Origin of the sequence: Marinovum sp. (assembly GCF_034669705.1) — a bacterium.
GTDB lineage: Bacteria > Pseudomonadota > Alphaproteobacteria > Rhodobacterales > Rhodobacteraceae > Marinovum.
Genome location: NZ_JAXMOR010000007.1, coordinates 1 through 18,065, shown reverse-complemented (window position 1 = coordinate 18,065; position 18,065 = coordinate 1). Strand labels below are relative to the sequence as shown.

At 66.5% G+C, this 18,065-nt stretch carries 20 protein-coding genes and 1 other RNA gene; 17 read left to right on the top strand and 4 right to left on the bottom strand.

The window, feature by feature from the left end:
• Positions 1-132: 132 nt before the first annotated feature.
• Positions 133-1,149, top strand: a complete 1,017-nt coding sequence (gene bmt / locus VOI27_RS06790) for a betaine--homocysteine S-methyltransferase (RefSeq protein ID WP_323764560.1) — start codon at positions 133-135, stop codon at positions 1,147-1,149.
• A 92-nt stretch (positions 1,150-1,241) separates the two neighbouring features.
• Here the strand turns inward: bmt and VOI27_RS06785 are convergent, their stop codons facing one another.
• Complete coding sequence (locus VOI27_RS06785; protein ID WP_416374650.1) at positions 1,242-2,318, bottom strand: PA0069 family radical SAM protein; 1,077 nt, start codon at positions 2,316-2,318, stop codon at positions 1,242-1,244.
• Positions 2,319-2,505: 187 nt separating this feature from the next.
• Between VOI27_RS06785 and VOI27_RS06780 the strand changes: the two genes are divergently transcribed.
• Both VOI27_RS06780 and VOI27_RS06775 read left to right on the top strand, forming a co-directional pair.
• A complete protein-coding gene (locus VOI27_RS06780) occupies positions 2,506-3,207 on the top strand; it encodes a B12-binding domain-containing protein (RefSeq protein ID WP_323764559.1) in 702 nt (233 codons plus the stop codon).
• Positions 3,204-3,842 (top strand): DUF1638 domain-containing protein, encoded by a 639-nt coding sequence (locus tag VOI27_RS06775; RefSeq protein ID WP_323764558.1) that lies wholly within the window; start codon positions 3,204-3,206, stop codon positions 3,840-3,842. Before VOI27_RS06780 ends, VOI27_RS06775 begins: the two co-directional genes overlap by 4 nt.
• Positions 3,843-4,066: 224 nt before the next feature.
• Here the strand turns inward: VOI27_RS06775 and aroB are convergent, their stop codons facing one another.
• Together aroB and VOI27_RS06765 are read right to left on the bottom strand one after the other, a co-directional pair.
• Positions 4,067-5,179: a 3-dehydroquinate synthase gene (gene aroB / locus VOI27_RS06770; protein ID WP_323764557.1), complete on the bottom strand. Its 1,113-nt coding sequence runs from the start codon at positions 5,177-5,179 to the stop codon at positions 4,067-4,069.
• A complete protein-coding gene (locus tag VOI27_RS06765; protein WP_323764556.1) occupies positions 5,179-5,724 on the bottom strand; it encodes a shikimate kinase in 546 nt (181 codons plus the stop codon). The genes aroB and VOI27_RS06765 overlap by 1 nt, the downstream gene beginning before the upstream one ends.
• 143 nt (positions 5,725-5,867) lie before the next feature.
• Between VOI27_RS06765 and VOI27_RS06760 the strand changes: the two genes are divergently transcribed.
• The 8 genes from VOI27_RS06760 to VOI27_RS06725 all read left to right on the top strand — a co-directional run bounded on the left by VOI27_RS06760 (position 5,868) and on the right by VOI27_RS06725 (position 12,125).
• Entirely contained in the window at positions 5,868-6,017 is a 150-nt protein-coding gene (locus VOI27_RS06760) for a hypothetical protein (RefSeq protein WP_323764555.1), read from the top strand.
• Positions 6,007-7,563 (top strand): hypothetical protein, encoded by a 1,557-nt coding sequence (locus VOI27_RS06755; RefSeq protein WP_323764554.1) that lies wholly within the window; start codon positions 6,007-6,009, stop codon positions 7,561-7,563. Before VOI27_RS06760 ends, VOI27_RS06755 begins: the two co-directional genes overlap by 11 nt.
• Before the next feature lie 5 nt (positions 7,564-7,568).
• Positions 7,569-8,492, top strand: a complete 924-nt coding sequence (locus tag VOI27_RS06750; RefSeq protein WP_323764553.1) for a site-specific tyrosine recombinase XerD — start codon at positions 7,569-7,571, stop codon at positions 8,490-8,492.
• A gap of 96 nt (positions 8,493-8,588) precedes the next feature.
• Entirely contained in the window at positions 8,589-9,899 is a 1,311-nt protein-coding gene (locus tag VOI27_RS06745) for an HlyC/CorC family transporter (protein ID WP_323764552.1), read from the top strand.
• A 90-nt stretch (positions 9,900-9,989) separates the two neighbouring features.
• Positions 9,990-10,244 (top strand): hypothetical protein, encoded by a 255-nt coding sequence (locus VOI27_RS06740; protein WP_323764551.1) that lies wholly within the window; start codon positions 9,990-9,992, stop codon positions 10,242-10,244.
• 292 nt (positions 10,245-10,536) lie between these two features.
• Entirely contained in the window at positions 10,537-11,064 is a 528-nt protein-coding gene (locus VOI27_RS06735; protein WP_323764550.1) for a phage tail protein, read from the top strand.
• A gap of 39 nt (positions 11,065-11,103) precedes the next feature.
• Positions 11,104-11,565, top strand: a complete 462-nt coding sequence (locus VOI27_RS06730) for a hypothetical protein (RefSeq protein ID WP_323764549.1) — start codon at positions 11,104-11,106, stop codon at positions 11,563-11,565.
• A gap of 56 nt (positions 11,566-11,621) precedes the next feature.
• Positions 11,622-12,125: a GNAT family N-acetyltransferase gene (locus VOI27_RS06725; protein ID WP_323764548.1), complete on the top strand. Its 504-nt coding sequence runs from the start codon at positions 11,622-11,624 to the stop codon at positions 12,123-12,125.
• A gap of 7 nt (positions 12,126-12,132) precedes the next feature.
• Here the strand turns inward: VOI27_RS06725 and VOI27_RS06720 are convergent, their stop codons facing one another.
• A complete protein-coding gene (locus tag VOI27_RS06720) occupies positions 12,133-12,465 on the bottom strand; it encodes a DUF6916 family protein (protein ID WP_323764547.1) in 333 nt (110 codons plus the stop codon).
• A 431-nt stretch (positions 12,466-12,896) separates the two neighbouring features.
• Between VOI27_RS06720 and VOI27_RS06715 the strand changes: the two genes are divergently transcribed.
• The 6 genes from VOI27_RS06715 to VOI27_RS06690 all read left to right on the top strand — a co-directional run bounded on the left by VOI27_RS06715 (position 12,897) and on the right by VOI27_RS06690 (position 17,953).
• A complete protein-coding gene (locus VOI27_RS06715) occupies positions 12,897-13,565 on the top strand; it encodes a Hint domain-containing protein (RefSeq protein WP_323764546.1) in 669 nt (222 codons plus the stop codon).
• Positions 13,566-13,671: 106 nt separating this feature from the next.
• Entirely contained in the window at positions 13,672-14,553 is an 882-nt protein-coding gene (locus VOI27_RS06710) for a DMT family transporter (protein WP_323764545.1), read from the top strand.
• Positions 14,546-14,896, top strand: a transfer-messenger RNA (tmRNA) gene (gene ssrA, locus VOI27_RS06705). Before VOI27_RS06710 ends, ssrA begins: the two co-directional genes overlap by 8 nt.
• 432 nt (positions 14,897-15,328) lie before the next feature.
• Positions 15,329-16,159, top strand: coding sequence for a sulfurtransferase/chromate resistance protein (locus tag VOI27_RS06700; protein ID WP_323764544.1), 831 nt, complete (start codon positions 15,329-15,331; stop codon positions 16,157-16,159).
• Positions 16,156-17,412: a chromate efflux transporter gene (gene chrA, locus VOI27_RS06695; protein ID WP_323764543.1), complete on the top strand. Its 1,257-nt coding sequence runs from the start codon at positions 16,156-16,158 to the stop codon at positions 17,410-17,412. The genes VOI27_RS06700 and chrA overlap by 4 nt, the downstream gene beginning before the upstream one ends.
• Before the next feature lie 73 nt (positions 17,413-17,485).
• The gene (locus tag VOI27_RS06690; protein ID WP_323764542.1) at positions 17,486-17,953 is read left to right on the top strand and encodes an SspB family protein; all 468 of its coding nucleotides are present in this window, start codon (positions 17,486-17,488) and stop codon (positions 17,951-17,953) included.
• Positions 17,954-18,065: the final 112 nt, after the last annotated feature.

Below are 18,065 nucleotides of genomic sequence, written 5' to 3'. Positions count from 1 at the left end.
GAGCGCGACAAGACCGGCCGGCCGGGCCGAAGCCGGCCTCAACCTCATAAACATCATGCAGATTATGAATTTGCGCACAGTCCCCGCCTGTGTCATCTGCCGCCCAACACGTGATACAGGAAGGCCCTCCCCATGACCGACGCGCTGAGCAAGCTTCTGCAAGACCGCGACTGGCTTCTCGCCGATGGTGCCACAGGCACCAACCTGTTCAACATGGGGCTGATGTCGGGCGACGCGCCCGAGCTGTGGAACGTCGACGAGCCCGAGAAAATCCGCGCGCTCTATCGCGGCGCGGTCGAGGCCGGTTCGGACATCTTCCTGACCAACAGCTTTGGCGGCAATGCCTCGCGGCTGAAACTGCATGACGCACAGGACCGCGTGGCCGAACTGAACCGCATCGCCGCCGAACTGGGCCGCGAAGTGGCCGATGCCGCCGGTCGCCCGGTGATCGTTGCCGGCTCGGTCGGCCCGACCGGCGACATCATGGAACCGGTGGGTACGCTGTCGCACGCCGAGGCGGTCGAGATGTTCCATGAACAGGCCGAAGGGCTGAAGGCCGGTGGCGCCGATGTGCTCTGGGTCGAGACGATTTCCGCCCCAGAGGAGTTTCGTGCTGCCGCCGAGGCCTTTGCGCTGGCCGGCATGCCCTGGTGCGGCACCATGAGTTTCGACACTGCCGGGCGCACGATGATGGGCGTCACCGCCTCCGACATGGTGCAGCTGGCGCAGGGCCTGCCGCACCCGCCGCTGGCCTTCGGCGCCAATTGCGGCACCGGAGCCTCCGACCTGCTGCGCACCACCCTGAGCTTTGCCGCCCAGGGCCCCGACCTGCCGCTGATCGCCAAGGGCAACGCCGGCATTCCGAAATACGTCGACGGCCACATTCATTATGACGGCACGCCGGAGCTGATGGGCGATTACGCGGTGATGGCCCGCGATGCCGGTGCGCGGATCATCGGCGGCTGCTGCGGCACCATGCCGGACCACCTGCGCGCCATGCGCACGGCGCTGGAAACCCGCCCCAAGGGCCCGCGCCCGACGCTGGAGCAGATTGTCGAAAGCATCGGCGGCTTCAGCTCCGACACCGACGGCTCCGGCGAGAACGCGGTCGCGGCCCCCACGCGCAACCGGCGGCGCCGGCGCGGCTGAGCCCCGACGGGCCCGGCATCACACTCAACCTCGGATCGGCCACGCCCATGGCATGCCTCCCCTGTGCACGCACCTGCCGCCCCCGGGCGGTCTCAGAACAGCGACAGCTGGTCGCCCGCCTGCCCCGGCGGCGCGAAGAGATCGCAGCGCAGCGGTGCCACACGGCGGTCGAGGCCGAGGGCGCGCGCCTTGCGGCGGAACCGTGCGGCGATGATCTCGGCATAGGCGCCCTCGCCGCGCATCCGGTGGCCCCAGCGGGCGTCGTAATCCTTGCCGCCATGCATCTCGCGCAGCCGCGCCATGACGCGGGCGGCGCGGTCCGGGTAATGCTCGGCCAGCCAGGCCTGCCACAGCGGCGAGACCTCGCGCGGCAGCCGCAGCATGATCCAGCTCGCCGCATCGGCGCCCGCCGCGGCGCCGGCCTCGAGGATCTGTTCCAGCTCGGGATCGGTCAGCGCCGGCACCACCGGCGAGACCATGAGCCGCACCGGAATGCCGGCCTCGCTGAGCCGTCGGATGGTCGCCAGCCGTCGCTTTGGCGCCGGCACCCGCGGCTCCATCCGGCGCGACAGGCCGGCATCGAGCGAGGTGACCGACAGGCCGACGCGCGCCAGCCCCTTGGCGGCCATCGGCGCCAGGATATCGATGTCACGCTCGACCAGCGTGCCCTTGGTGACGATTGCCACCGGGTGATTGCAGGCCGAGAGCACCTCGAGACAGGCGCGCATCAGGCCGCGGTCGCGCTCGAGCGGCTGGTAGGGATCGGTGTTGGTGCCGATCGCCAGCGGCGCAACACGATACTTGTGCGCCCGCAGCTCGCGGGTCAGCACCTCGGCGGCATTGGGCCGCGCCACCAGCCGGGTCTCGAAATCGAGGCCGGGCGAGAGCCCGAGGTAGGCGTGGCTGGGCCGCGCAAAGCAGTAGATGCAGCCGTGTTCGCAGCCCCGGTAGGGGTTGATCGAGCGGTCGAACGGCAGATCGGGCGAGCGGTTGTAGGTGATCAGGCTGCGCGCCCGCTCCTCGCGGACCTCGGTGCGCAGCACCGGCAGCTCTTCTTCGATCTCCCAGCCGTCATGCGCCGCAACCCGTTCGTGCCGCTCGAACCGGCCGGTTTCGTTGCGGCTGGCACCGCGGCCCGGGCGCTGGCGGGCGTCGATCTCAAAGGGCATGTCTTCCATGGCCGAAACATAGAACGAACGCGGTACATTTGCAATCCATCCGCGCGGCAGCCCCGGCCCGTCCCGGCTTGCGTCGGTGACAGGGCCGGCCATGTCGCAATCCGCCAACATGAGCTGCGGCAGACTGGCCATAGCTGAAACAAACCGGGCCTCCCGGCCCAAGCAAGGGAATCACGCAATGTCTGATGAAGAAGACGACATCATCCTTTCCGAACTCGACAACGAAGAGCTTGTCCAGCAGATGCACGACGACCTCTACGACGGTCTGCGGGAAGAGATCGAGGAAGGCGTGAACATCCTGCTCGGCCGCGGCTGGCAGCCCTACGAGGTGCTGACCACGGCGCTGGTCGGCGGCATGACCATCGTCGGCAAGGACTTCCGCGACGGTATTCTATTTGTCCCGGAGGTGCTTCTGGCGGCCAACGCGATGAAGGGCGGGATGGCGATCCTCAAGCCGCTCCTGGCAGAAACCGGCGCGCCGCGCATGGGCAAGATGGTGATCGGCACGGTCAAGGGCGACATCCACGACATCGGCAAGAACCTGGTGTCGATGATGATGGAGGGCGCAGGCTTCGAGGTGGTCGATCTCGGCATCAACAACCCGGTCGAGAGCTATCTCGACGCCGCCAAGGCCGAGGGCGCCGATATCGTCGGCATGTCGGCGCTGCTGACCACCACGATGCCCTACATGAAGGTGGTGATCGACACGATGATCGAGATGGGCATTCGCGACGATTACATCGTGCTGGTCGGCGGCGCGCCGCTGAACGAAGAGTTCGGCCGCGCGATCGGCGCCGACGCCTATTGCCGCGATGCCGCCGTCGCGGTCGAGACCGCCAAGACGCTGGTCTCGCGCCGCCACAACCAGATGGCCGGGTGAGCGGCGCGCCCGACGATACCACCCTGACCGAGGCCGGTCTCGCGCCGCGCGGTCAGGGCCGCATCCTGCTGATCGCCTGCGGTGCGCTGGCGCGCGAGATCCTCGATCTCAAGGCCGCCAACGGCTGGGACCACCTCGATCTGGCCTGCCTGCCGGCCAAGCTGCACAACACCCCCGACCGGATCACCGAGGCGGTGCGCGCCGCGGTGGCGAAGCACCGCGCACGCTATGACCGGCTGTTTGTGGTCTATGCCGATTGCGGCACCGGCGGCCAGCTGCAGGCGGCCTGTGCCGAGATGGGGGTCGCGATGGTGGCCGGACCGCATTGCTACAGCTTCTTCGAGGGCAACGCCGCGTTTGCCGCCCGCGACGAGTTCACCGCCTTCTACCTGACCGATTTCCTGGTGCGCCAGTTCGATGCCTTCGTCTGGCAGCCCTTGGGCCTCGACCGTCACCCCGAGCTGCGCGACATGTACTTCGGCAATTACGAAAAGCTGGTCTACCAGGCCCAGACCGACGATCCCGCGCTGACCGAAAAGGCCCGCGCCTGCGCCGACCGCCTTGGCCTGCGGTTCGAGCGCCGCCTCACCGGCTACGGCGATCTCGCGCCAACCCTGGCCAGCCTCACCGCGTGAGTCGGCCGCGGGTCAAGGTTGCGCAGCACCCGCGCAGCGGGCCGAAGGACCTTGACGCGCGGGCGACTCACACCACACTCGACAAGGCGCGTTCAGGGCAGACCTGCCCCTGAACCGCTTCTCAGCAGAAATTCCCCGCTCGCTCCTCACGACGCCCTGTCGGTGAAATCGTCACCTCGCCCCGCATGGAAACCAGCGCGCGGTAGCGCACATTTTCCAGCCCCTCAGCGCCCCGAGAGACCGTCACGCAGCACAGCCAGCACCGCGTCCTGCGGCACCTCCGAGGTCACGAAGGCCCCGCCGATGCCGCGCGCCAGAATGAAGCGCAGCTGGCCGTCGACCACCTTCTTGTCCTGCCCCATCAGCTCCAGCAGCGCCTCCGCCGACGGCAGATCGCCGGGGATGTCGGCCAGATCGCATTTCATCCCCATCGCCTTGAGATGCGCGCGCACCCGGCTCGGGTCTTCCTGCGCACAGAGCCCCAGCCGCGACGACAGCTCGAAGGCCAGCGTGCAGCCCACCGCCACGCCCTCGCCGTGCAGCAGCCGGTCGGAATAGCCGGTCGCCGCCTCCAGCGCATGGCAGAAGGTATGCCCGAGGTTCAGGAGCGCGCGGTCGCCCTGCTCGGTCTCGTCGCGCACCACGATCTCGGCCTTCATCTCGCAGGAGCGGCGCACCGCGTGGATCCGCGCCGCCGCATCGCCCGCCGCCATCGCCGGGCCGTTGACCTCCAGCCAGTCGAAGAACGCCGCATCGCCCAAAAGCCCGTATTTCACCACCTCGCCATAGCCGGCAAGGAAGTCGCGCGCCGGCAACGTCGCCAGCACATCGGTATCGGCCAGCACCAGCGACGGTTGGTGAAAGGCACCGATCAGGTTCTTGCCCTGCGGCGCGTTGATGCCGGTCTTGCCGCCCACCGAACTGTCGACCTGCGCCAGCAGCGACGTCGGCACCTGCACGAAGCGTACGCCGCGGCGCAGCACGGCGGCCGCAAACCCCGCCAGATCGCCGATCACCCCGCCGCCAAGCGCGACCACCACGTCACGGCGCTCGATCTTCTGGTCGAGCAGCCATTCGACGGTGCGGGAAAACTGCGGCCAGGCCTTGGTGCCCTCGCCCGGCGGCAGCGCCAGCGAGACCATCTCGATGCCCGCCTGCGCCAGACCGGCGCGCAGCCCCTCGAGATGCGCGGCGGCCACGTTCTCGTCGGTCAGCACCGCCACCCGGGCGCGCGCCAGCAGGGGCGCGATCTCGGCCCCGGCGCGGGCCAGCAGCCCGCCGCCGATGCGGATGTCATAGGCGCGCTCGCCCAGGGGCACATGGACCGTCTCGCTCATCACTTCTTCTCCAACACGTCGGGGCGCGCCTCGAGCTCCTCGATCACCCGGCGCGCCATCTGGTCGATCGAATAGGATTTGTCGGCCGCCACATGCACCTCGGCCTTGGCATAATCCGGCACCCGCGCGTCAAACAGCGCCTTCAGCGTGGCATAGGGATCGGCGGTGCGCAGCAGCGGCCGGGTGTCCTTGTGGCGCACCCGGCTCCAGAGCAGGTCAAGATCGGCATCGAGCCAGACCGCGACGCCCTTCTCGGCGATCATCCGCCGATTGTTGGCCGCAAGAAAGGCACCGCCGCCGGTCGAGAGCACGCAGCGCTCGGTTTCCAGAAGCCGGCCGATCACCTCGGTCTCGCGGGCGCGAAAGAACGGCTCGCCGTCGCGGGCAAAGATCTCGGCGATGCTCATATGCGCCGCGTCGACGATCTCGGCGTCACTGTCGAGGAAGGAGACGCCGAGGCGCTGCGCCACGGCACGGCCCACGGCGGTCTTGCCGGCGCCCATCATGCCGACCATCACGATGGTTTTCTTCACCCGCCACTGCATGATCTTGCCGATTTCGGCCTCAATTGCTCAAAAGTTTGTATCTCGGACGTGAATGACGTGAACTTGCAAAAAAGGCCAGATATAAGAAGAAAAAAACCACCCCGAAGCGGGTTCATTGAAGACCAAGGCAGAGGCAGCACCCGATGGGCCGATTGATCAAGTATCTCTTTTATCTGGCGGTTCTCGCGGGCATCGCCCTGGTGGGCTATGCCTATGTCGGCCCGTTCTTCGGCGCCGACTTCTCGCCGCCGGCCGAAGAGATTCGCAAACCGGTGGTGCTTGATGCGGGCTGACGGCGCAGCTCTTGCGGTGGCTGTGGTGCTGGCGCTGTCGGCCCCGCTGGCGGCGCAGGATCCGCTCTCGGCGATCGACTGGCTCGACCGCCAGCCGCCAGAGAACTCCGATTTCGGGCTGGTGCCGGATGCCGCGGCACTGACCCCGCAGAAGAAAGAGCCCCCTGTCACCCGCGATGCCAGCCGTCCAGAGGTCAGCGTGCAGCCGCTCGATGCGCCGACCGTCGATGCGGTGGGGCTGTTGCCGCCGCATGTCACCGGCTTTCCGCAGACCCTCTGGCAGGCCAGCGACACCGCGCAGCTGTCGGACCTGCTGATCGCCCAGAACGTCGACGGCCAGCCGGCGATGCAGTCGCTGCTGTTTGCCCTGCTGCTGGCCGAGGCGCTGCCGCCAGAGCCCTCTGACGGCAGTTTCCTGGTGGCGCGGATCGACCGGCTGATCGCCATGGGCGCGATCGCCCAGGCGGCCGAACTGCTGGCGCTGACCGATGCCAAGTCCGACCCGGCGCTCTTTGCCCGCGTGCTCGACCTGTCGCTGCTCGCCGGGCCCGGCGTCGCGGCCTGCGAAGTGCTGGCGCAGCAGCCGCATCTCGCCCCCGGCACCGATTACCGGGTCTATTGCCTGGCGCAGTCCGGCAACTGGGATCTGGCGCTGACCACGCTGGTGGCGGCCGAGGCGCTGGGGGACATCGGCCCGTCGCAGGTCAACCTGCTGCTCGGGTTTCTCGATCCCGAGCTGGCCGAGGATCTCTCGGTGCCGCCGCCGGCGCTACGGATGAGCCCGCTGGAATACCGCCTGCACGAGGCCCTGGGTGAGCCGGTGCCGACCCACACCCTGCCCCGTGCCTTTGCCAATGCCGACCTGCCCGGCGACAGCGGCTGGAAGGCGCAGATCGAGGCCGCCGAGCGGCTGGTGCGCGCCGGGGCGATCTCGGAACAGCGGCTGTTTGCCTTCTACACCGCCAACACCCCCTCGGCCTCTGGCGGGGTCTGGGACCGGGCGGCGGCGGTGCAACGCTTTGAGCGCGCGCTTGGCGAGGGCGATCCGACGGCAATCGACCGGACGCTGCGCACGGTCTGGTCGGCGATGGCCGAGGCCGGGCTTTCGACCGCGTTTGCCAAGGGCTATGGCGCCAAGCTGGCCAGCATCGAGCTGACCGGCACCGCAGCCGCGCTGCAGATGCAGGCAGCGCTCCTGTCGCCGTCCTACGAGATGCTGTCGCGGCGGCTGACCCCGCGCAGCCTGAGCCAGAAATTCGCCGTCGCCCTGGCCCAGGGCCGGCCGGAACAGGCCACCGCCCCCGATGCCCGCGCCCGCGCCATTGCCGAGGGCTTCGTCAACCCGCCGCCGGCGCATCTGCAGGCACTGCTCAATGCCGGCCGCCTGGGCGAGGTGATCCTGCGGGCGATGTCGCTGGCCTATCAGGGGCATCTCGGCGACGACAAGGCGCTGGCCGAGGCGCTCTCGACCTTCCGCGCCGTCGGGCTCGAGGATACCGCGCGGCGCGCGGCGCTGCAGTCGCTCTTGCTGACAGCCGAGGGCTGAGAGCGATGGACGACGCCCATATTTCCGCCTTTCTCGAAGCGCAGGCGGCCGAGCTCGGTGCGGCGCACAATACCCTGTTGGCCTACGGCCGTGACCTGCGCGACGTGGCGCAATGGCTGGCCGCCAAAGACGCCAGCTTCGAGACCGCGCAGCGCGACGACATCGAGCGCTACCTGATCGATTGCGAGGCCCAGGGGCTGGCCCGCTCGACCCGGGCGCGGCGGCTGTCGGCGATCAAGCAGCTCTATCGCTTCGGCTTCGAGGAAGGCTGGCGGATGGACAACCCGGCGATCCAGATCGCCGGTCCCGGCAAGGAAAAACGCCTGCCCAGAACGCTGTCGATCGACGATGTCGAGCGGTTGTTGCAGGCCGCCGAGAGCCATGGCCGAACCGCCGCCGAGCGCGCCCGCAACTACTGTCTGATGCAGGTGCTCTATGCCACCGGGCTGCGCGTCACCGAGCTGGTCTCGCTGCCGGTGGCGGCGGTGCGCGGCGATCCGCGGCTGATCCTGGTGCGTGGCAAGGGCGGCAAGGAGCGCATGGTGCCGCTGTCGCCGCCGGCGCGCGAGGCGCTGATCGCCTGGCTGGCGATCCGCGATGCCGCCGAGGAGGCGGCGCGCCTCAAGGGCAAGCCCGCCTCGGCCTTCCTGTTTCCCTCGCGCGGCAAGGGCGGTCACCTGACGCGGCACTGGTTCTTCAACCTGATCAAGGCGCTGGCGGTGGATGCCGGGCTGTCGCCGGCCGAGATCACGCCGCACACCCTGCGCCACGCCTTTGCCACCCACCTGCTGCAGAACGGCGCCGACCTCAGGGCGATCCAGACGCTGCTGGGCCACGCCGACGTGGCCACCACCGAGAACTACACCCATGTGCTCGAGGAACGGCTGCGCGAGCTGGTGCTCGAGCATCACCCGCTGGCGCGCGACTGACATGCAGGCGCTCTCGGACCACCGGGCCAGCCCGGCCCTTGAAACTGGCGCCGCCCGGCGGCATACCCCGCGCAATCGCAACGAAAGTCAGACGTAATGGACCCCTCACCCAGCCTGCTCGACGGCGCCTTCTGGATCACCACGTCCGCCATCCTGCTGCTTCTCGTGCTCTCGGGCTTTTTCTCGGGCTCGGAAACCGCGCTGACTGCCGCCTCGCGCGGCAAGCTGCGTGCCCAGGCCGACAAGGGCAACCGCGGCGCCGACCGCGCGCTCAAGATCACCGAGGACAACGAGCGGCTGATCGGCTCGGTGCTGCTCGGCAACAACCTGGTCAATATCCTCGCCACCTCGCTGGCCACGGCGCTGTTCACCCGGCTGTTCGGCGAAAGCGGCGTGGCGATGGCGACGCTGATCATGACGCTCTTGGTGCTGATCTTTGCCGAGGTGCTGCCCAAGACATTCGCGATCACCAATGCCGAACGCGCCGCCGCCTTTGTCGCGGTGCCGATCGCCATGGTGATCCGGGTGTTCTCACCGGTGGTCTCGGCGGTGCGCATTCTGGTGCGCGGCATCCTCAGCCTGTTCGGCGTCAAGACCGACCCCGACAGCCACATCCTCGCGGTGCGCGAGGAGATCGCCGGCGCGCTGCACCTCGGCCATTCCGAGGGCGTGGTCGAGAAGGAGGACCGCGACCGCATCCTCGGCGCGCTCGACCTCAGCGAACGCACGGTCGAGGAGATCATGCTGCACCGCTCGGGCATCGAGATGATCGACGCCGACACCCCGCCGCGCGATATCCTGACCCAATGTCTCGAGAGCCCGCACACCCGGCTGCCGGTGTTCAAACACGACCCCGAGAACATCATCGGCGTGGTCCATGCCAAAGACCTGCTGCGCGCGATGTACAAGCTGGTCGACGGCACCGAGGAGCAGACCGCGGTGCTTGAGAGCTTCGACATCACCTCGGTGGCGATGAAGCCCTATTTCGTGCCGGACACCACCTCGCTTGATGACCAGATGCGCCAGTTCCTGCGCCGCCGCACGCATTTCGCCCTGGTGGTGGATGAATACGGCTCGCTCGAGGGGCTGATCACGCTCGAGGACATTCTCGAGGAGATCGTCGGCGAGATCACCGACGAGTTCGACCCCGACGCCGAACATTCGGTGCGTCGCGGCGAGGACGGCCATTACCATGTCGACGGCGCGATGACGATCCGCGACCTCAACCGCGCCACCGATTGGAACCTGCCCGATCTCGAGGCCAACACCGTCGCCGGTCTGGTGATCCACGAGGCGCAGATCATCCCGGCGGTGGGTCAGGTGTTCTCGTTCCACGGCTTCCGCTTCGAGGTCACGGGCCGCAAGGACAACCGCGTCACCCGGCTCAAGATCCGACCGCTGAGCTGACGCACCGGGCCTTCGACACGAAAGCGTGAACATCCAGCCGCAGCCTGGCGCCGTATCTCCTTTACCCAACGGAACATGGAGGAGATTACAATGGAACAGCAACTCAAGACCGCCTGGAACGGTGTTATGGATGCGCGCAGCAACCCGCTGCGCCGCTCGACACTGATGACCGCGCATATGGTGATGCAGGTTCTGGCCTGGATGTGGAGCGCGATCTTCTCGGTCGCGCTGGGTAGCTATTTCGTGTTCGGCATCACCGTCGTCGGGCACATGCTGGTGGTGGCCGGGCTGGTGATCACCGTGGCGGTCTTTCGTCAGGCCGAACTGGACGGAGAGCGCGACTGACAGCGGCCCCACCCCGGGCACCGCAATCGGGTGCTCGGGGCCAAGCCGGCCAAGTGAAAGCCATCGAAAAACGGGCATCAACGATGGCTAAATAACGGCCGCAGACCTTCCCTTGGTCGGTGCGCGAGGTGTGATCGTTAAGATTTGATTAATGCTTGACCGCCGGTTGTTTCATCGTCAGGCTGACAATCGGCGCCAAGGTGGAAATTTATCCCAATCGCCAATAATTCAGCGGAACCGGAGGCTTACTCGCAGAGGGTACCCCGCTGCGAGACATTCGAAAGGACATTTGATGGCAGAGCCATTTATTGGCCAGATCTACCTGGTGGGTTACACCTTCGCGCAGCGCGGTTTCGCGTTATGTAACGGGCAGCTTGTTGCGATCTCCCAGAACACGGCGTTGTTTTCGCTGCTCGGGACGATCTATGGCGGCGATGGTCGAACCACTTTCGGTCTGCCGGACTTGCGGGGCCGAGCGCCGATCGGCTTCGGCCAGGGCCCCGGCCTGGACGACTACCGGATAGGTGAAAGAGGCGGGTCGGAGACTACGACCCTCCTCACGTCACAAATCCCGAGCCATGCCCACACGGCCACCATGCACGCCGAACTCGGCGCACCCAATCAGAGCAACCCCCAAGGCAACTTGATGGGGTTGACGAATATCTATCTTGAGCCGACCCCCGCGCCCAACCGAACCCTGGCCGCGGAATCTATCGTGGTACAAAATACCGGCGGAGGTCAGCCATTCAACAACTTGCCGCCGTATATCGCCATGAACTACGAGATCGCTTTAACCGGCATCTTCCCGTCGCGGAGCTGATGCGCCGGCCTGCAGTGTATTTCGGTCAAGGAGAACCGGATGAGTTCCAATAACGATATCAGCCGGCGCGGGTTCGTGGTGACGCAGGTTGCCGGAGCCGCAACCCTAGCCGCCCTGCCCGCCGGCACCACGTTCGCCGCCGTGGCGCCGACGCCCGCCGCCGTGCCTCACGCCGGCCCGTTCAACTGGCACAGTTCCGGTGCCGAGGAGCTGACCGCCCACCTTGGCCGCCGATTCCGCTTTCGGGCCGAGGATGGCCAGACCGCCGTGCTGAAACTGGTCGCGGTCGAACCGGTGAACAGCGGCCCGCACCGCCCCGCCGACCTGCCCCGCAAGAGCGGCGTGATCGCGGTCTTCGACGGTCTCGACAAGGGGCCGCTGGTGGATGCCGGCAGCCGCACCTATCGCGTTTCGGCCGCCCGCATCGGCTCGGCCGATCTGATGGCCACACCGGTCCGCAAACGCGACGGCTCGGACGTCATCGAGATCGTGTTGAACTGACCCTGACCGGAGGCGCGCGCCTCGCGCCCCCGCCGCAACAGACCGGACCTCCGCCCATGCTCGACCGACCTCGCGGCAAGGTGGCCTTTCGCATCATCCACGATGCCGACCGGCCCTTCCTCGAATACCTCTATGCCACCACGCGGGCCTGGGAATTCGAGCTGACTGTCTGGGCCGAGGAGGAAAAGACGCGCTTTCTCAAGCAGCAGTTCGAGGCGCAGGACCTGTCCTACCAGCGCGCCTATCCCAAGGCCAACCGTCACATCATCACCCTCGACGGCGTCGATATCGGCCGGCTCTATCTCGACCGCCAGAACGAGGTTCTCTACATCATCGAGTTATCCCTGCTGCCGCAACACCGCGGGCGCGGCATCGGCACCGATATCCTGCGCAGCCTGCTCAACGAGGCGCATGGCGGCAAGGTGCCGGTGCGGCTCAAGGTCGAGCGCCTCAACCCTGCGCAGCGGCTCTATTTGCGTCACGACTTCGTGCAGACCGGCGTGACCGGGCATCACCTGGAGCTGGAGTGGCGTCCGAAACTGGGCCCGAGAGAAATCTGACCCTGGCTCAGTTGAAGACCACCTCATACAACATGCAGGTGCGGTCCTGCCGGAACGGCGAGATCAGCAGCGTCATGGCGCCAAGCTTTGGATGACGCAACTCGACCAACTGGCTGTCGAGCACCGGCTCGCGCGGTCCCTCGAACGTCAGGGCAAAGGCCTTGCGGGGCGGGATCAGACGCCCGTCGAATTCGACCTCTGAGTCGCGCACCATCGACCCGTGAAAGCGCTTTACATTGTCGAGAACGAGCCGCACCGGCGCCTCGGCCCCGACTTCGAACCCATCGCCGACAAAGGGATCGAAGTCTTCCGGCAGCGCGGTGGCGATATCGATCTGCATGACACTCTCCTGTGAGCCAATTTTCGCCGGCACGCTACCGCAGGGCGAATGAAGAGTGAATGATTAGTTAGGGTTCGCAGTTTTTTTCGGATCGTGTGATCGCGGCCACATTTTGTCTCGACCGGTCGTTACCGATCGCCTAACGTTCATCAAGAGTCATTGAACAAGAGGAAATTAAGATGGCATCATATACAGGTGATATTCACCTATATTTTGACGGCAACCTAACCCTTGCCAATTTTGACAACAACGAGACAATCTCTGACGGCAACGGTGCCGCTGACACTGTGTTTTCGGTCGGCGAACAGGTAAACGATGGCGCCGGAAATCTCTTCACTGACCCGAACCCAAATGGCCTGGGCACCTATGTCGGAAACATCGATATCAACGGGACCCTCTATCCAATCTTCGCAGAAGGCGATGCCAGTTCGTTGAACCAAGCGGGCGAGACCTACTACCTCGCAACCCCGGCCAGCTTCAATCCGGCAAACCTGCCTGCCGACCTGTCGACGGCAACTGCATCGTCAACCACCGAATGCTTTGTCACCGGCACCCGCATCGCGACCCCCGCGGGCGAGGCACGGGTCGAAGACCTGAAGACCGGCGACGAGATCCTCACCGCCGCGAGCGACACCATTGCCGTCAAGTGGATCGGCGTGCAGCGCGTCTTCACCGCCTTCCGCCCGCCCGAACGCCTGCGCCCTGTCCGGGTCAGCGCCGGTGCGCTCGGCGGTGGGCTGCCCAAGCGTGACCTGCGGCTGACCGCCGATCACGGTCTGGTGGTCGACAGTTTGCTGATCAATGCCGGCGCCTTGGTCAATGGCAGCACCATCGATTGGGCCTCCACCGAAGAGATGGGCGAATTCTACACCGTCTATCACATCGAAACCGAGGCCCATGACGTGATTCTGGCCGAGGGGACCCCGGCCGAGACCTATATCGACTATATCGGCCGCAGCCATTTCCACAATTACGGCGAGTATCTCGAGCTTTACGGCGAAGAGCGCACGATTGCCGAAATGGACCTGCCGCGGATCTCGGCACCACGTCTGGTGCCGGCGTCGATCCGGGCACGGCTGGCGGCGGCTCAGGCCGCCTGAGCGTCAAGGCCTTATTGAAACGTCCCGGTCCCGTCGCTCGGCGGGGCCGTTTTCATTTCGGGTCGCGGGACATTTCGCGCCTCTCATTGCTCGGACCTGCGCCTTAATGCTGAACAGCGGCCCCCTCCTGATGACCGCCTCGATGGCGCTGTTCGCTCTTGAGGACATGTTCCTGAAATCCGCCATGCAGGAGATCGGCGTTGGCCTGGCGCTCTGCATCTTCGGGCTGGGCGGCATGGTGATCTTTCTGATCTGGGCGCATCTGCGCGGACAGCGGCTGTTTCACCCGGCGATCGTCACCAAGCCCTTGCTGCTGCGCTCGACATCAGAGGTGCTGGGGCGGCTGTTCTATACCCTGGCCTTTGCGCTGGCGCCGCTATCGCTGGTTTCGGCGGTGCTGCAGGCAACGCCGCTCGTCGTGGCGCTCGGCGCGGTGGTGTTTTTCGGCGAGGTGGTCGGCTGGCGGCGCTGGATGGCGATCGGGCTGGGCTTTGTCGGCGTGCTGATGATCCTGCGGCCGGGCACCGAGGCCTTCAGCGCCACCAGCATCTTTGCCGTTTTGGGCATGCTGGGCTTTGCCGGCCGCGATCTGGCAACCCGGGCCAGCCCGCCGTCGATGTCGAACGTGCAGCTCGGGGTCTATGGCTTCGTGATGCTGGTGGTGGCCGGGGTGATCATGATCGCGGTGACCGGCGTCGGCCCCTTGCCGGGGGCGCGGGCGTCGCTGGATCTGGCGCTGGCGGTCGCAGTGGGGGTGCTGGCCTATACCGCCCTCACCGCCGCGATGCGGGTCGGTGAGGTCTCTCTCACCGTGCCCTTCCGTTACACCAGGCTGATCTTTGCCATGATCCTCGGCATCGCGGTCTTCGGCGAGCGCCCCGACCTGATGACCTGGGCCGGCAGTGCGGTGATCGTCGGCAGCGGGCTTTACACGCTCTATCGCGGGCAGCGCAAAAAACCTTGTCGTTCCGGGCTCTCGCCCCCTTAACATCCCCGGCCGACCGCCCTATATTCAGCCTTGTCCTTCGGGACTATGGACATAAACGCGCTCGTAATAAGCGGATCGGACCCGGGGGCGGTACCCGGCGGCTCCACCAAACCTCCCTCATTTGGGGATCATGGGGCCGAAACAGGATCGACGAACGTCTAAAGGGGTTAGCTTTGTCCCGGTGAGTTACCACCGTTATCGGTACACTTAAGCTAGTTGCAAATGACAACAAAGCTCCGATGGCGATGGCTGCGTAAGCAGTCCGAACTGTCGAAATCTTAAGTCCTAGAGCTTAGCGGCCCTAGGCGGGGTTCGCAGGTACCTGGCAACAGAAACCTGCACTTTCCCTCTCTGACTTATGTGCCACCGCGTCCCGGACCTGATCCGGGACCTCTAACCTCTTTGGGCCAGTGACTGGCTTCCAACACTCCTTCACACCAGTCCCGAGCCGCGCATCGACGGGCCGGGGTGCGGCGATCCCACGGTGCTGTCGGGCACTTTATGCCAGCAAAGCCCGTACGACCTTAGACCAGGGTGCTTGTGGCTGCCAAATCGCCGTGCCTGGGGGCGGCGTCATGCTGAGGGCATGCCTCCGGCATGACGACGCGCGAACGCCACGGCCTCGGTAACGCGCTGGTGACAGCCGAAGCCGTTTGACAGCCCCCTCTCCAAGGCGCATCATCCCGCCATGGGGCCCAGACAGCGACTGCCCCGTGAGGCCAAGGCCCAAAGTCGCATCCCTCTGCCGGCGCTGCCCGGCCCGAAAAGATGCTTCATGCCCGCCCCCAATGAAATCACCCCCTCGCAACTCGCCCGGCTGATCGGCACGCCTGACTGCCCCGAGATCATCGACATCTGCCTGCCCGAGGATTTCGCCGCAGACCCCCGGCTGATCCCCGGCGCCAGCCGCCACAGCCATGACGACCTGAAAGGCCTCGCCCGCAGCCTTGAGGGCAGACGCGCGGTGATCACCTGCCAGAAAGGCCGCAAGCTCAGCCAGGGCGCCGCCGCCTGGCTGGCGTCCGAAGGCATCGCGGCGGACTATCTCGCCGGCGGCATGTACGGCTGGCACGACATGCCCGGCAGCCTGAGCCTGCCCGCCGCCGCGATCCCGGCGCGACACGAGGGCGCCACGCTCTGGGTCACCCGGCACCGCCCCAAGATCGACCGCATCGCCTGTCCCTGGCTGATCCGCCGCTTCGTCGACCGCAAGGCCCGCATCCTCTATGTCGCACCGGACGAGGTCGCCGGCGTCGCCGACCGTTTCGGCGCCACGCCCTTCGATGTCGAGGGCGTGTTCTGGAGCCACCGCGGAGACGACTGCACCTTCGACACCATGCTGGCCGAGTTCCACCTCGCCTCCGAGCCGCTGACGCGGCTCGCGCAGGTGATCCGCGGCGCCGACACCAACCGGCACGATCTGCATCCGGCCGCCGCCGGGCTGCTGGCGATATCTGTCGGACTGTCACGCCAGTTTCGCAATGATCAGGCACAGTTGGCGGCAGGTCTTTCGCTCTATGACGCCCTGTACCGCTGGGCGCGGGACGGCTATGACGAGGGCCACGACTGGCCCGCGGCGCGGGCGCAAGAGGCAGGCACGGCATGACCCCCACCACATCCGAGATGTTCAGCGCCTTCGGGCGGATCGGACTTCTGTCCTTTGGCGGCCCGGCGGCGCAGATCGCGGTGATGCACCGCGAGCTGGTCGACGACCGCAAATGGCTCACCGAAGAGCAGTTCCTGCGCGCGCTGAGCTTCTGCATGATGCTGCCGGGGCCAGAGGCGATGCAGCTTGCCACCTATGCCGGCTGGCGGCTGCGCGGCACCTTTGGCGGGGTGCTGGCCGGGCTGCTCTTTGTCCTGCCCGGCGCCTTGGTGATCACCGCGCTGGCGGCGATCTACATCCGCTACGGCGAGGTGCCGCTGGTGCAGACGCTGTTTCTCGGCGTCAAGGCCACGGTGATCGTGATCGTGGCGCAGGCGCTGACCCGGCTGTCGCGCAAGGCGCTGAAGGGCGCGGGCGACCTGATGCTGGCGGTGGCGGCCTTCATGGCGCTCTTTGCCTTCCAGCTGCCGTTTCCGCTGATCATCGCGCTGGCGGCGCTGGTCGGGGCCCTGCGCGCGCCGGCCCGCTCAGAGGCACCGCTGCCGCCGCGCCATGGCCGCGCGCCCTGGCTGGCGGTACCGATCTGGGGCGGGCTCTGGCTCTTGCCGCTGGGGGTGCTCTGGGCGCTGAACCTGCCCTTCCTGCTCGACCTGGCGCTGTTCTTCGGCAAGCTGGCGCTGGTGACCTTTGGCGGCGCTTATGCGGTGCTGGCCTATATGACCCAGGAGGTGGTGCAGGCGCAGGGCTGGATCACCACCGCCGAGATGATCGACGCACTGGGCCTGGCCGAGACCACCCCCGGCCCGCTGATCCTGGTGACGCAGTTTGTCGGCCACCTCGCGGGCTTCAACGAGACCGGCTGGACGGGCTTTGCCCTGGCCGGCGCGCTGACCCTGTGGATGACCTTCACGCCGTGCTTTCTGTGGATCTTCGCCGGCGCGCCCTATCTCGAGCAGATCACCGCCCGGCCCCGCATCGGCGCGGCGCTCTCGGCGGTGACGGCGGCGGTGGTGGGCGTGATCGCCAACCTCTCGGTCTGGTTCGCCATCGGCGTGCTGTTTGCACGCTCCGTCACATGGGACGCGGAGCCGATGACCCTGACCCTGCCGGTGCCTGCGAGCCTCGATCTGACGGCGCTCTTGCTGACGGCGGTGGCGGCGGTTCTGATCTTCGCGCTGCGGCTCTCGGTGCCGCTCACGCTGCTTGTGACGGCAGGTGCGGCGGCGGCTCTGAGCCTTCTGGCCGGAATGTGACAAAGCCGGCGTGAGCCTCTTTTGTTTCGCCTCGAATCCCGTATGATCCGAGGAAGAATTTCGGGGATCCTTCATGAAGACCAGTATCGACTACGGCAACCTGATGCATCGCGCCATGCGCGGCCTGATCCGCGAAGTGCTTGAGGATGTGGCAGAACACGGGCTGCCCGGCGATCACCACTTCTTCATCACCTTCGACACCACCCACGCGGATGTCGAGCTGGCACAATGGCTGACCGAACGCTACCCCACCGACATGACGGTGGTGATGCAGCATTGGTACGAAAACCTCGATGTCGGCGAAGAGGGCTTCTCGGTGACGCTGAATTTCGGCGATGCGCCGGAGCCGCTTTACATCCCCTACGACGCGATCAAGACCTTCGTCGACCCTTCGGTGGAATTCGGCCTGCGCTTCGAGACCCAGGAAGAGGAAGAGCCGCCGCTCGCCGCCCTCACCGAGGAGGAGGACAGCGCCGAGGAGGACACCGACGGTGACAAGCATGACGCCGAGGTGGTGAGCCTCGACAGCTTCCGCAAGTGACCCCGTCCCGGACCCCGATCCGGGACCTCCTTCGCTGATGACCGGGAGGCCCCGGATCAGGTCCGGGGCGCGGGTGCCATACTGGCCAGTGGCGGGAGACATGAGCAAAATC

What these genes read in the sequence shown, in the direction of transcription:
- VOI27_RS06750 (WP_323764553.1), top strand. Translation starts at nt 7,569, where the DNA reads ATGGACGACGCCCATATTTCCGCCTTTCTCGAAGCGCAGGCGGCCGAG.
- VOI27_RS06720 (WP_323764547.1), bottom strand. Translation starts at nt 12,465, where the DNA reads ATGCAGATCGATATCGCCACCGCGCTGCCGGAAGACTTCGATCCCTTT.
- bmt (WP_323764560.1), top strand. Translation starts at nt 133, where the DNA reads ATGACCGACGCGCTGAGCAAGCTTCTGCAAGACCGCGACTGGCTTCTC.
- VOI27_RS06735 (WP_323764550.1), top strand. Translation starts at nt 10,537, where the DNA reads ATGGCAGAGCCATTTATTGGCCAGATCTACCTGGTGGGTTACACCTTC.
- VOI27_RS06700 (WP_323764544.1), top strand. Translation starts at nt 15,329, where the DNA reads ATGCCCGCCCCCAATGAAATCACCCCCTCGCAACTCGCCCGGCTGATC.
- VOI27_RS06760 (WP_323764555.1), top strand. Translation starts at nt 5,868, where the DNA reads ATGGGCCGATTGATCAAGTATCTCTTTTATCTGGCGGTTCTCGCGGGC.
- VOI27_RS06690 (WP_323764542.1), top strand. Translation starts at nt 17,486, where the DNA reads ATGAAGACCAGTATCGACTACGGCAACCTGATGCATCGCGCCATGCGC.
- VOI27_RS06710 (WP_323764545.1), top strand. Translation starts at nt 13,672, where the DNA reads ATGCTGAACAGCGGCCCCCTCCTGATGACCGCCTCGATGGCGCTGTTC.
- aroB (WP_323764557.1), bottom strand. Translation starts at nt 5,179, where the DNA reads ATGAGCGAGACGGTCCATGTGCCCCTGGGCGAGCGCGCCTATGACATC.
- VOI27_RS06745 (WP_323764552.1), top strand. Translation starts at nt 8,589, where the DNA reads ATGGACCCCTCACCCAGCCTGCTCGACGGCGCCTTCTGGATCACCACG.
- VOI27_RS06755 (WP_323764554.1), top strand. Translation starts at nt 6,007, where the DNA reads ATGCGGGCTGACGGCGCAGCTCTTGCGGTGGCTGTGGTGCTGGCGCTG.
- VOI27_RS06780 (WP_323764559.1), top strand. Translation starts at nt 2,506, where the DNA reads ATGTCTGATGAAGAAGACGACATCATCCTTTCCGAACTCGACAACGAA.
- VOI27_RS06730 (WP_323764549.1), top strand. Translation starts at nt 11,104, where the DNA reads ATGAGTTCCAATAACGATATCAGCCGGCGCGGGTTCGTGGTGACGCAG.
- VOI27_RS06725 (WP_323764548.1), top strand. Translation starts at nt 11,622, where the DNA reads ATGCTCGACCGACCTCGCGGCAAGGTGGCCTTTCGCATCATCCACGAT.
- VOI27_RS06740 (WP_323764551.1), top strand. Translation starts at nt 9,990, where the DNA reads ATGGAACAGCAACTCAAGACCGCCTGGAACGGTGTTATGGATGCGCGC.
- VOI27_RS06785 (WP_416374650.1), bottom strand. Translation starts at nt 2,318, where the DNA reads ATGCCCTTTGAGATCGACGCCCGCCAGCGCCCGGGCCGCGGTGCCAGC.
- VOI27_RS06765 (WP_323764556.1), bottom strand. Translation starts at nt 5,724, where the DNA reads ATGCAGTGGCGGGTGAAGAAAACCATCGTGATGGTCGGCATGATGGGC.
- chrA (WP_323764543.1), top strand. Translation starts at nt 16,156, where the DNA reads ATGACCCCCACCACATCCGAGATGTTCAGCGCCTTCGGGCGGATCGGA.